Source organism: Chryseosolibacter histidinae (assembly GCF_018598225.1).
GTDB classification, from domain to species: Bacteria; Bacteroidota; Bacteroidia; order Cytophagales; family Cyclobacteriaceae; genus Chryseosolibacter; species Chryseosolibacter histidini.
Map to the genome: position 1 here is coordinate 25521 of NZ_JAHESF010000031.1, position 12391 is coordinate 37911.

Annotated in this window: 12 protein-coding genes; 6 read left to right on the top strand and 6 right to left on the bottom strand. The window is 49.4% G+C overall.

The annotated features are described in order from the left end of the window. Positions 1 to 131 precede the first annotated feature (131 nt). Positions 132 to 491 (top strand): hypothetical protein, encoded by a 360-nt coding sequence (locus KK083_RS23605; RefSeq protein ID WP_254168126.1) that lies wholly within the window; start codon positions 132 to 134, stop codon positions 489 to 491. A gap of 137 nt (positions 492 to 628) precedes the next feature. Here KK083_RS23605 and trpS read toward each other — a convergent pair whose 3' ends face one another. Next, positions 629 to 1600 (bottom strand): tryptophan--tRNA ligase, encoded by a 972-nt coding sequence (trpS, locus tag KK083_RS23610; RefSeq protein ID WP_254168128.1) that lies wholly within the window; start codon positions 1598 to 1600, stop codon positions 629 to 631. 112 nt (positions 1601 to 1712) lie between these two features. Here trpS and KK083_RS23615 point away from each other — a divergent pair, with 112 nt between their 5' ends. Continuing rightward, positions 1713 to 2792 (top strand): DUF1573 domain-containing protein, encoded by a 1080-nt coding sequence (locus tag KK083_RS23615; RefSeq protein ID WP_254168130.1) that lies wholly within the window; start codon positions 1713 to 1715, stop codon positions 2790 to 2792. An 89-nt stretch (positions 2793 to 2881) separates the two neighbouring features. On the opposite strand, the gene KK083_RS23620 is transcribed toward KK083_RS23615, so the two are convergent. Beyond that, positions 2882 to 4105 carry an acyl-CoA dehydrogenase family protein gene (locus KK083_RS23620; protein ID WP_254168131.1) on the bottom strand — a complete coding sequence of 408 codons (1224 nt, stop codon included), beginning with the start codon at positions 4103 to 4105 and terminating at the stop codon, positions 2882 to 2884. Between the two features lie 65 nt (positions 4106 to 4170). Here KK083_RS23620 and KK083_RS23625 point away from each other — a divergent pair, with 65 nt between their 5' ends. Then, on the top strand, positions 4171 to 5133 hold the full coding sequence (locus tag KK083_RS23625) for a tryptophan 2,3-dioxygenase family protein (RefSeq protein WP_254168132.1): 963 nt from the start codon (positions 4171 to 4173) through the stop codon (positions 5131 to 5133). Between the two features lie 77 nt (positions 5134 to 5210). Here KK083_RS23625 and KK083_RS23630 read toward each other — a convergent pair whose 3' ends face one another. Both KK083_RS23630 and KK083_RS23635 read right to left on the bottom strand, forming a co-directional pair. Continuing rightward, positions 5211 to 5399 carry a hypothetical protein gene (locus KK083_RS23630; RefSeq protein ID WP_254168133.1) on the bottom strand — a complete coding sequence of 63 codons (189 nt, stop codon included), beginning with the start codon at positions 5397 to 5399 and terminating at the stop codon, positions 5211 to 5213. Beyond that, a complete protein-coding gene (locus tag KK083_RS23635; RefSeq protein ID WP_254168134.1) occupies positions 5396 to 5626 on the bottom strand; it encodes a hypothetical protein in 231 nt (76 codons plus the stop codon). The genes KK083_RS23630 and KK083_RS23635 overlap by 4 nt, the downstream gene beginning before the upstream one ends. A 128-nt stretch (positions 5627 to 5754) precedes the next feature. Here KK083_RS23635 and KK083_RS23640 point away from each other — a divergent pair, with 128 nt between their 5' ends. Next, on the top strand, positions 5755 to 7563 hold the full coding sequence (locus KK083_RS23640; protein ID WP_254168135.1) for a toxin-antitoxin system YwqK family antitoxin: 1809 nt from the start codon (positions 5755 to 5757) through the stop codon (positions 7561 to 7563). A gap of 81 nt (positions 7564 to 7644) precedes the next feature. After that, positions 7645 to 9237 (top strand): NAD(P)/FAD-dependent oxidoreductase, encoded by a 1593-nt coding sequence (locus KK083_RS23645; RefSeq protein ID WP_254168136.1) that lies wholly within the window; start codon positions 7645 to 7647, stop codon positions 9235 to 9237. 45 nt (positions 9238 to 9282) lie between these two features. Here the strand turns inward: KK083_RS23645 and KK083_RS23650 are convergent, their stop codons facing one another. After that, entirely contained in the window at positions 9283 to 11196 is a 1914-nt protein-coding gene (locus KK083_RS23650; protein ID WP_254168137.1) for a M61 family metallopeptidase, read from the bottom strand. A 59-nt stretch (positions 11197 to 11255) separates the two neighbouring features. Here KK083_RS23650 and KK083_RS23655 point away from each other — a divergent pair, with 59 nt between their 5' ends. Next, the gene (locus KK083_RS23655) at positions 11256 to 11651 is read left to right on the top strand and encodes a CoA-binding protein (protein WP_254168139.1); all 396 of its coding nucleotides are present in this window, start codon (positions 11256 to 11258) and stop codon (positions 11649 to 11651) included. Between the two features lie 172 nt (positions 11652 to 11823). On the opposite strand, the gene KK083_RS23660 is transcribed toward KK083_RS23655, so the two are convergent. Then, positions 11824 to 12297: a hypothetical protein gene (locus tag KK083_RS23660; protein ID WP_254168141.1), complete on the bottom strand. Its 474-nt coding sequence runs from the start codon at positions 12295 to 12297 to the stop codon at positions 11824 to 11826. Between the last annotated feature and the right edge of the window lie 94 nt (positions 12298 to 12391).

Consider the following 12391-nt stretch of genomic DNA (forward strand, 5'->3'; position numbering starts at 1 on the left):
TCGACGACAGAACAAAATTTTATACCTTCAGAACGGACGGAAATCGCCGGATGCAGCCGTATTTCTGATGAAGCTCAAAGAGTTTTTTTGTAATTCCGCGAATTCTTTAATCTTTACGAAAAAATGCACTTATGGACGTTAAAGCACTCGACAAAGCCCTCCAGGAGATCTTGAAAAAACGTGAAGAACTGGCCAAAATAGATTATAACAACCCTAAGTACGACGACCTCGAAGAGCAGCTTCACGACCTCGAAGACGAATTTCAGGACGAGTACGGAGAATACATGGAGGAGGCATTCCAGAACGTTCATGACGACCTCTGCCCTGACAACGACGTGCTGATGCCGATTGCCTACCTCGGCAAAGGTGTACCCGTAGAAGTTGATAAGTTCGCAGGAAAAGATACCAAGTTGATCCTCGTACCCGGCCCCACCCGCATCATCCTCGCCATCGGCAAAGACAAGCAGGAAGTGGTGTGGAGCGCGAAGTAACAGTAGGCAATTGACAATAGGCAGTAGGCAAAATACTGCCCATGGTTAACAATCGTACTTCGTAAATCGTACCTCGTACCTTCAAAGAACGTAGCACCCTATGGCTGTGGACTGTCGACTGTCCCGACCGTGGACTCCTAAACAAATCCAAGTTTCTTCCTCACCCTCGCCAACACTTGCTGGGCGATCACCCTGGCTTTTGCTTCTCCCTGCTCGAGTTTTTTATCGAGCGCTTCCGGGTTGCTCATGTAGAAATTGAAAGCTTCACGTTCAGTTTTGTATTTCTGAAGGATCAGCTCGTAGAGTTCCTGTTTCGCATGTCCATAACCGAAATTACCCGCCAGGTATTTGTTCCGGAGGTTGGTCTTCTGCTCGTCGGTGGCCAACAGGCTGTAGATGGCGTAAACGTTATCCTTGTCCGGATCTTTCGGTGCTTCCAGCGGTGTGCTGTCCGTGACAATGGACATCACCTGCTTGCGCAGCTCTTTGTCTGGTAAAAATATGTCGAGGATATTGCCGTACGATTTGCTCATCTTCTGGCCATCCGTTCCGGGAATGGTCATCACTTCTTCGGAGATGCGCGCTTCAGGGATCACAAAAGTTTCGCCGTATTGGTTGTTGAAGGTCGTGGCGATGTCGCGTGCGATCTCCAGGTGCTGCCGCTGGTCTTTGCCAACCGGTACATAGTTAGCGTCATACAGGATGATGTCGGCCGTCATCAGCACCGGGTAGGTGAACAGGCCAACGTTCACATCCGATAGTTTTTCGGACTTATCCTTGAACGAGGTGGCGTTGGCAAGCATCGGATAGGGCGCCATACAACTGAGGTACCACGTAAGCTCGCAGACCTCCGGAATTCGCGATTGCCGGTAAAGGAAATTCTTTTCGATATCAAAGCCGAATGCGAGCCACGCTGCCGCTACCGCCCTTACATTGTTTACACGGATCTCCGCATCCTTGATGGTGGTGAGGGAATGGAGGTCGGCAATGAAAAAGAACGAGTCGTTGCCGGGTTGCTGCGAAAGTTTGATCGCGGGAATGATAGCCCCCAGTAAATTTCCCAGGTGTGGTCTTCCGCTGCTTTGAATGCCAGTTAGAATTCTTGCCATATCGGACACAAAGAAAAGAAAATGTTGCAAACAAAAGGATTTAGGCACACCTATGAAATTAATTGAATCGGGAATTCGTTAATTTTGCATCCGGTCAAACAGACAATCCAGCATGAAAAAAGTAGTAGTCACCCTCATTTTTGCAGCATTTGCCATTGCCGCTGTCGCCCAGCAAGCCAGACAACTCCAGTTCAAGGAAGAGACACACGATTTTGGCACCGTAGCAGAAGACAAGGGTCCCGTAACCCATGAGTTTGTTTTTACCAACAACAGCTCAAGGCCGGTTAAAATACTCACTGTGCAGGCCTCCTGCGGCTGTACCACGCCCGGATGGTCTAAAGAACCTGTTGACCCGGGCAAAACGGGATTTATCCAGGCCAGCTATAATCCCAAAGGAAGGCCGGGATTTTTTAACAAATCATTAACAGTTACTACTGACCTCGATGCCAATCCTGTTGTGCTCTATATCAAAGGCCAGGTTTCCAGCGAGGGCAAAGCGAACAATGCGGATTTCCTGATCACCAACGGCGCGCTGAAATTCAAGACCTCATCTTTCAACATGGGAAAGGTCTTTCTGAAAGATGAGTTCGCGGTGCGTGAGTTCCCGATACTCAACGGCGGCGCTAAACAGATCACCTTCACCGCACCCGTTGTGAGTCCCAAATACATCAAGGCAGACGTTGAGCCTAAAACGCTCGCTCCCGGAGAAAAGGCTACGCTCAAGATCAGCTATAATGGCAAGCTCAAGAATCAATACGGATTCCAGTCAGACAACATCGAGCTTCACACCAGCGACGAGGTGAATCCTGTTAAATCTTTTTCAGTGTTTGCTACGCTTGAAGATTACTTCCCTGAGCTTACGCCTGAAGAAATTGCCAAGGCGCCCCAGCTGCGCATGAATACCAGCACCATGGATTTTGGCCGGATCAAAGGTAATACACCAACAGTCCGCGAGATCCAGGTCGTCAATGCCGGTAAAAAAGAGCTTACACTTCGTTCGCTGCAAGGCAATTGCACCTGCGTTACCGCAAGCGCTTCCAAAACTTCTATCAAGCCTGGTGACTCCAGCACGATCAAAGTTGCCTTCGATCCGCAAGACCGGTCAGGCACCCAGCAGAAAGCTGTGACGATCTATTCCAACGATCCAAGAAATCCCGTTCAACGATTTACTTTCACTGCTTACGTGGAATAAGTAAGTACGAGATACGAAGTACGAGGTACGTGAACACTGTATTTACGTACTTCGTACCTCGTATTTCGTACCTCCTATCTCGTACCTTTTCACACAAACGCCGGTATTCCCGTAATATGATTCCCCAATATCAAAAGGTGGATATCATGTGTTCCTTCGTAAGTGACCACTGATTCCAGGTTCATCTGGTGACGCATGATCGGGTATTCGCCGGTGATGCCCATGCCGCCATGGATCTGTCTTGCCTCGCGCGCTATCTCCAGGGCTATGTGCACACTGTTGCGTTTTGCTGCGGAGATCTGCACGGTGGTGGCTTTTCCTTCATTCATCAGTGTCCCCAGGCGCCATACCATCAACTGTGCCTTGGTGATCTCGGTAAGCATCTCTGCAAGCTTCTTCTGCACCAGCTGGAAGGAAGCGATCGGCTTGCCGAACTGGATCCTTTCACTGGCATACCGGCGGGCCGATTCGTAGCAGTCCATCGCGGCACCCAGCGCTCCCCAGGCAATACCGTAACGGGCAGAATCAAGGCACATCAGCGGAGCGCCAAGGCCATCTTTACCAGGCAGCAGGTTTTCTTTCGGTACTTTAACATTGTCGAATACCAGCTCTCCGGTGGTGCTGGCGCGCAGCGACCATTTGCCATGCGTTTCAGGCGTGGTAAATCCTTCCATGCCCCGCTCAACGATCAGGCCGTGGATCCTTCCTGCTTCGTTTTTAGCCCACACCACGGCCACATCGGCACGCGGTGAATTGGAGATCCACATTTTGGCGCCGTTGAGCAGATAGTGATCGCCCTTATCTTTGAAATTGGTCACCATGCCCGAGGGATTGGAACCGTGATCCGGCTCCGTCAGCCCGAAACATCCCAGCCATTCGCCGGAGGCCAGCTTCGGAAGATATTTTTTCCGCTGCTGCTCGTTGCCAAATTTGTAAATCGGGTACATCACCAGCGATCCCTGCACAGAGGCCGTAGAGCGCATGCCGGAATCACCGCGTTCGATCTCCTGCATGATCAGGCCGTAGGAGATATAGTCCAGTCCGCCGCCACCGTACTGGGTAGGGATCGTCGGGCCAAAAGCACCGATATCGCCGAATTTTTTTACGATCTCGTACGGAAAATGAGCGCGTTGCGCCCAGTCTTCGATGTAGGGTGAGATCTCGCGTTTTACAAAATCCCTGATCGAGCTTCTGATCAGCTTATGCTCTTCCGTCAGCAGGTCATCTACCGCGTAAAGATCAGGGTGATCGTACAGGTCCTGTTTTAACGATTTCTTTCCCTTCGTTTCAGTGGTGGGCGTATGGTTGGGCATAGTATTTAGATTATTCAATTAACTTCGGGCAAATTTACACAAGTAATTCACTTTATTGATCAGTAATGGCAGATAACCCGGTAGACGAAAACCTTCTGAACCAGCTTAAAAAACTACAGGCCAAGTATGATTATCTGGGCCAGGACCTGTCTTCATACCTCGATGGGCTTTTGTATTCCGATTACCTTACGTATTGGGATTATGTGCACGTTGACACACTGCTGAGCCTCCAGAACCCCAAGACGAGTTTCCCCGATGAAAAGGTGTTTATCATCTATCACCAGATCACGGAGCTGTATTTTAAGCTGGTGATGCTGGAGATTGAGCAGATCTCCACGCGCCAGAATATCGATGAAAAGTTTTTCATCGAAAGAATAGACCGCATGATCCGTTATTTTCAGAACCTTGAAAACTCGTTCGCCATCATGGTTGATGGTATGGAGAAAGAACAGTTCCTTAAATTCCGGATGGCCCTGCTGCCGGCGAGTGGCTTTCAGTCGGCCCAATACAGGTTCATCGAGATCGGCTCAACCGACATGATCAACCTGGTGGCGGCACATGAACGGAACGCCCTTGAGAATGCGGATATCGCCGCTATGCTCGATAAGATCTATTGGAAAAGTGGTGCAACTGACCTCGCCACGGGAAAGAAGACCCTGACTTTACAACAATTCGAAAATAGGTACATGGCCGAATTTCACGAAGCGGGCATAAAATACCTCGATAAAAATCTGAGACATGTCTATCGCACTAATTTCTTAAACTCTCCCCGGCGCGATGAGATCGTACGGAAGCTGAGGGAGTATGATACGCTGGTCAATGTATTCTGGCCGCTGGCGCACCTCAAATCGGCAGCCACTTACCTGAAAAGAGATCCGGAAGATGTGAAGGCTACAGGCGGCACCAACTGGCAGAAATACCTTCCGCCAAGATTCCAACGGCGGATGTTCTTTCCCGAATTATGGTCTGAAGAAGAGAAGCAGGAGTGGGGAATAGCTGCCGTGAAAAAGTTGATGATGCAACAGTAGGCAAGTGGCAAATGAACAGCAGACAACAGTTAGTTTATTGTCGCTTGTGTGTTATCTTCTAAGCGGGAATGAGTTGTTTAAGATTTTGCGCTGCTGAAGACGTAGCTTTCTGTTTTAAGCTGGTGGGGCTCCATCTTTTTTGAGTTCTTGGCCTCGTCCAGTTCGCGCTGTTCTTTGATGGTTTGACGCAGTAACGCAATCAGGGGTATGATCGTCGCTGCGAACAACCCACCGATGACTATATATGATATGATGTCGTAGATCATAATTTGTTGATTAGGTCTTGTGTTACTTTATACCTTTTAAAGGTTATTACCCAGCAAATAATTGCAAGAATCATTCCGATGGCTGCCAGGATCACATCCCTGGCATGAGTCAGTCCTGTAATAATCAACGATAATGCTCCGCCGCCGGTTGCGATCATAAGAACAACGATCAATTTAATGATCTCAGTGTTGAACTTGATCTGTTCTTTAACACGATCTATGTTCATTTTTAGAGAGAGTACTTAAACTAATCTAAACTACCATTTTTTTAAGCCCTTGTCAAGGAAAAAGCACGGGGGCATGACCGTGATCAGAGTTTAAATCAAAATTCCTGGATAAATCGTAATTTTACCCAATGACTGCCTGCAGGTTGTACGGTTACAAAGTTACGCTCATGGGAATCCTGTGGGCTATTGCGCCTGCATTGTTTGGCCAGAGCTTTACCCGGCAAACTTATCACGACCTGGAAAAGAAGCACCTCAAGGAAACCTACCAGGTAAAAGACACTATTCGAAACATCGCTCACGGCCGGTATATCTCGTACTATCTCAACGGCAATGTTGAATCAAAAGGCCATTTCACCAACAATGAGACCACTGGTGTGTGGGAATTCTTTTATGAGACCGGCAACCTCAAGATGAGGGGTATCCTCAGGCAAAATGCCAACTATGGCCGGTGGGAGTATTTTTACGAAAGCGGCCAGAAGAGTATGGAGGGAACCATCAACGGAAAGAACCGCGACGGCGAATGGAAAATGTATTACGAGAATGGCCAGGTGAGGGAGATCGGTGAATACAGCAACAACAAGCGCGTGGGTTTATGGAACTCGTATTTTGAAGACGGTGTGCTGAAGGGCGAGATCGATTATGCCGATGACTTCGGAACGTTCACGGAATATTATCACTCGGGCAAGATCCTGGCAACAGGCCCCAAGAATGGAACAAAGCAGGTTGGCCACTGGCGTCTCTTTGCGGAAGATGGAACACTTGAATCCGAGGGCGACTATCAGAATGGAAAACGTCATGGTGACTGGGTGAATTTTTTTCCTGGCGGACAGGTTGCCTCCAAAGGGAAATACGAGAACGACCAACCCACCGGCAAATGGGAGTATTACTTTGAAGACGGAAAAGTTTCATCGTCTGGCGAATACATTGGCGGTGTCAAGAGCGGAAGCTGGAGAACCATGAACGAAGACGGAAGTCTGAAAAGCGAGGCGAACCTTATAAAAGGTACAGGCGAGTATCGGGAGTACTACGCTTCCGGCAAGCTGAAGGTGAAGGGAAAGATCGTGAATGGAAAAAAAGACGGCAGGTGGGAATACTTTTATGAAGACGGAAAGCTGGAGGGTGCCTGTGATTTCACCAATGACAAGGGCACGTACTTCGGTTATTTTCCCAATGGCACACTGGGTACGAAAGGCGCTATTGAAGGTGATCAGAAAACAGGAACGTGGGAGCTGTATGAGAATGATGGGAAGTTGTCTGGATATTATCGTCCCTTCTATGACAACCGCAAGCTGGCCAAGGAGATCACGGCCATGGTCACATCCAGGAAGGCTACAAAATCCGGATCCAATGCCAAACGCCTTACCCACTTTGATGCACGGTTCAATGAGTTCCGGGGTGTGATCATCGGAGGGAATCCCATGATGACCTTTGCGGGAAGATTTCCTTTCGGCGTGGAGTTCTATCTTCAGGAACGCCTGGGCCACGAGTTCGAATTCATCGGAATACGGAACCCGTTCTTCCAGCTTGACCTGAACATCCCCGCAGGACAAAAATTCGAACGCGGTTATGCCATCGCCATCAAGCAGAAACTTTACAATGAAATAAAGACAGGCATGTGGTACTTCGGTCACGAGATCCGGTTCACCAACTTCGGACATTTCATCAATCAGCAGATATCCTCAACATCCACGGAAGTGTTTACATTCAGCGCCGTGGAGCAAAAGATAGAATGGGGGCCTTTGCTAGGCTATCGCATTATGCAACACAACAACACACGGGGCTACACCATCGATGCCTTCGTGTCTGCCGATATCGGCTATCGTGGCTTTGACGTTGATCCGAATTTTGCTTCATTTTTTGACGACATCAATCAGTCGAGACTGTCCACCAGCTTTCATTTTGGATTGAATTTCGGAAAGGTTTTTTCTTTCCGGTAGAGAGTCGTCAGACGACTGCGCGCGGCCGGCGCACAGCTAGTGGTCCAACGACTAAAAAATTTAAAGGATAAATACCTTTCTATGCGTACAGTTGAACTTACACTCTGGCCCGAAGAGGCCTTTAATGATCAGTTATTTCCTGCCATCCTCTACGAGAAGCTTGGGCTGAAGAATGATGGCAGTGTTTATGTGAATCCCGTCAAGCGCTCCATCGATGCGCGTGGAAGAAAAGTTATCGTCAGATTTCTTTGTGAGGTCATCCGGTCCCCTGAAAAAAAGCCGGCCCTGCCGTTGCGGCAATACGATGATGTGAGCAGGAAGCCCGCAGTGGTGGTTGTAGGAAGCGGTCCCGCAGGCTTGTTTGCAGCGCTCAGGCTCATTGAAACGGGGCTTAAGCCCATTGTACTGGAACGTGGCAAGGATGTGCAGGCACGCCGGAGAGACCTCGCCGCCATTAACAAAGATCAGGTGGTGAACCCTGACTCGAACTACTGTTTTGGCGAAGGCGGTGCGGGAACCTACTCCGACGGAAAGCTCTATACACGGTCAAAGAAACGCGGCGACATCAAAAGGATCCTCGAGATCATGGTGGCCCACGGAGCCACGGAAAAGATCCTTTTCGACGCGCACCCGCACATTGGCACCAACAAGCTCCCCAAACTAGTGGCGGCCCTGAGGGAGACCATCCTGCAAGCCGGTGGCGAAGTGCGATTTGACACGAGGGTGGTTGACCTGATGATCACCGACAGCACCATCAGGGGGGTAGTGACCCAGCAGGGCGATAAGATCGAAGGTGAAGCCGTGATCCTTGCCACGGGGCACTCGGCACGTGATATATTCGCATTGCTGCATCAGAAAAATATTCTCATCGAACCCAAACCGTTTGCCCTGGGTGTTCGCGCAGAACATTCGCAAAACATGATTGACAGGATCCAGTACCATTGCGAGATCGACCGCGGTCCATGGCTTCCGGCATCCTCCTATGCCCTGGTTCACCAGGCTGTGCTGCAAGGGAAGGAGCGGGGTGTGTTCTCTTTCTGCATGTGCCCTGGAGGTTTCATCGTGCCCGCAGCCACAGCCCCAGGAGAAGTAGTGGTCAACGGCATGAGTCCGTCGCGCCGGGACTCCAAATTCGCCAACTCAGGCATCGTAGTGGCGGTGGACGAGCACGACTACAAACCGTTTATGAAACATGGTGCGCTGGCAGCCATGTACTTTCAGGCCGACATCGAACAGCGGGCATGTGCGGTGGCCGGTGGAACGCAGCACGCACCTGCCCAGCGATTGATGGATTTTGCAAATGGAAAAGTATCGGCGAGCCTGCTGGAGACTTCCTATCAACCCGGGCTGACGTCTGTTGATATGCGGGAGGTACTGCCTCCTTTTCTCGTGGAGGCATTGCGGCAGGGCTTTAAAGCTTTCGGGAAAAAGATGCCGGGATATCTCTCTAACGAAGCACAGATCGTCGGGGTGGAAAGTCGTACTTCTTCTCCTGTCAAAGTTCCCCGGGACAAGGACACGTTGGAACATCCCCAGATCAAAAGATTATTCCCCTGTGGCGAAGGAGCAGGCTACGCGGGTGGTATCGTGTCGGCAGCGATGGATGGAGAACGGTGTGCTGAAGCAGTGGCAAAAACGCATTTCCCGCAGATCACGCGGATGAGCGCAGAATAATACAGAAGAGCTCTGCGTTGATCTGCGTGATCTGCGGGAAACAAATTACGGTTTCAGCCAGGAATCGCGGAGCGCAAGCTGCTCGGCAGTAGCCTCCGGGTTGAAGGCCAGCATGTGCCTCCTGGAAAGCTCTACCTGGGTTACGGGAGCCGACAGCTCAGTCTCTTTCATCTGGCCCGTGGAATCTTTTCTGAGCACGGTATAGGATAATGTCTTGCTTGTAGGTAGTGACATCACCTGCTTTTGGATAAACGCACTGAGGTCAGGTCCCAGGTCAGGGATGGTCTCACCATTGATCTTCACCAGTACATCGCCAGCTTCAAATCCAATGGCCTTACCCATAGCATTGAGGTTGGCGGCAGAGGCGATCTGTAATCTGGGTTTGTTGTCGATCTGCGTTACACCGATATCAGAGTTGCCGATGCCGAGTGTGTAGTCCATAAATTTTTCCTCTTCCTTATAAAGCACACCAACGTTGTTGAGCACTTCCGCCAGGGGCAGCATTTCGGTGCCTTTGACGTACCGGTTAAAGAAATCGCCGATCTCCGGATAGGTCATGCGGGTGATCTCCTGGAAGAGCTCGTCATCTTTAAAAGCTTTGCTCTTTCCGAATTTCTTCGAAAGGTCCATCATCAGGTTGCGCAGGCCATACTTGCCGCCTGACAATTGCCTGAGTTTGATGTCGAGGCAAAGGCCGATGAGCGCGCCTTTCTGGTATACGTTGTAGTACTGGTCGTGATATTTGTCAAGGGTGAACTTGCTGATATCTGTAAAAGGCACATCGTTCTTGAACTGGTCGCTGGTGAGCATCTTTTCTTGCAGCACCTCGAGATATTCTTCCGGAGAGATGAGGCCGTATTTCACCTGCACATTGCCTGCAAAATATTCCGTAACACCTTCGTACATCCAGAGGTGTTGCGACATTTTGGGATCGTTGAAATCGAAATTATCGATCTCTTCAGAGTGTACGGTGAGGGGTGTCACGATGTGGAAAAACTCGTGTGCGGCAAAATCGCGGAGCTGCTGGTTCATCTGGTCTATTGTCATCTCAGGCATGTAGTACAGCGATGAATATGAATGCTCCAGCGCGCCGTAGCTCATTACGGGCTGATCGGTGAAATAGAAAATGAAAGCGTATTTATCAACGGGCAGTTTGCCGCCGAGGTATTCGTTCTGGGCCATCAGCACTTCGCGGATGCTGGCGGCGATCTCTTTAGCCGTAACTTTCCCGGTAGGAGAGTAGGACCCGATGAGCACCTCGGTATTGGCCACCTTGATCACAGCAGTGTCGGGTTTGCTGTACATCAGCGGAGAATCGATGAGCTGGTCGTAGTCAACGGCTTTGTAGACATCCACTACCTTGTTGTTGTCGTTCGAGGTTTTTTCGAGCTTGAGTGAGCCGGGAGACTTGCCTGTTTGTACGGGTATCAGCCCCGTGGAGCCATACATGTCTTTTGTCCTTACCACGTTGAACTGGAAAGGCTCTTCTTTTTTGCCATCGATGTATCCGAAGAAACCGCTGGTGTTGAGAATGAAATTTTTGTTCGCTTCGATGTTCGTTCCTGCGGGCCAGAATATTTCAGGGCCTTCCACTTTGGTGTCGAACGAGTCGTCTACCCAATAGCTGATCTTGGCCAGTTTTTTCGCGTCCTTGATCTTCCAGGTATTTTCATCCACTTTTTCAACCGGGAGGTTTTTTCCTTTCTTATCAACGGCGGTCAGGTCTTTCACATACCGGCCATAATCGGCAATGGCATACGTTCCGGGTACGATTTTAGGAAGGTAGAACGTGATCTCATTGGAGGAAACAGAAGGCGGCGTGAGCTCTACATAAACCCTGTCGTCGACCACTCTGGTGAGGTCAACAGTATATCGGTATCCGTCGTCTTTTTTCGATTGTCCCGATACGAAGGCCGATGTCAGGAGAAAGGCAACGGCCAATACTGAACGTATGTGCATAGTTTTATAAGATTAGGGAACGAAGTTAGTTTTATTTTGTTCGTTAATTAACATTTAATTTGCTGAAAAGCCTAAATACTGAAAAATACGTGAAGAAAACCGTCATTATAGGAGCAACAACAAACCCATCCCGCTACGCCTTTCTCGCGGCGAAGATGCTCACTTCATACAATCATGAGATCGTTCCTGTAGGGATCAAGGAAGGGGCCGTATCAGGAAAGGAGATCCTCGATATCTTTCAAAAACCTTCCGTACCCGGAGTGGATACAGTGACGTTGTATATCGGACCACACCGGCAGCCTGAGTATTATGATTACATTCTGGGCCTCAAACCAAAACGGATCATCTTCAACCCCGGAACAGAGAACCCGGAATTTGAAAGCATGGCCGAAGCGAAAGGTATAGAAACCGTGGAAGGCTGTACGCTGGTGATGTTACGCAGTGGCCAATATTGACCAAGGATTTATTTGATTTACCTGATTTGCAGGATGGTCTACAGACCATTGTGATTGATGACCGACTCGCGTGGCAAAGATGGCCTCCGATGCTCTCTATGAAAATTTATCCACCGACTGACGGCCTTGCACCACACTGCCGTGGACTGTCGACCGTGGACCGTGGACTATTTCATCCTTCTTTCTTCAGCACGCCTACCAGCAGTATCTTCCAGGCATTTTTGTCTTTGTCTTTTTCAAGCACACGGATCTCCACCTGTTCGGGGCCGCGTACCCCATCCGTTATGAGGCGTTGCTTGAAGCGTGCATAGGCGCCGTTGCCGTATACTTTTATTTCCTGCCATGTTCTTTCGATATTGATGTTCGCCGGCTTGGAGGTGACGAAATAATCGGTGAAGCCAACCTCGATGGCATTCCATCCTTCGAAATAGTTGATGCCTGAAGTGTCGGCATATGACCAGTAGGCCGATGGTGTATGAACCCAACTCTCCATCCATTTTTTGTAGTCAATATCGAAGAAGGCTTTCGTTTCCTGTTCAATAACAGTTTTAATGGCATCCACGTCACTTACTTTGTTCGTCTTTTGGCCCTGTGCCGCCAGCACCATGAGCAAACAAAGACTGAAAATTAGGCTCGCTTTTTTCATAAACTCGGACGGTTAATGGTATAATTCAATATAATGAAAAAAAGCCGCATTTCAATCGATTTCGGAGCCCAATTTCAAATCACCGGCAACGTGT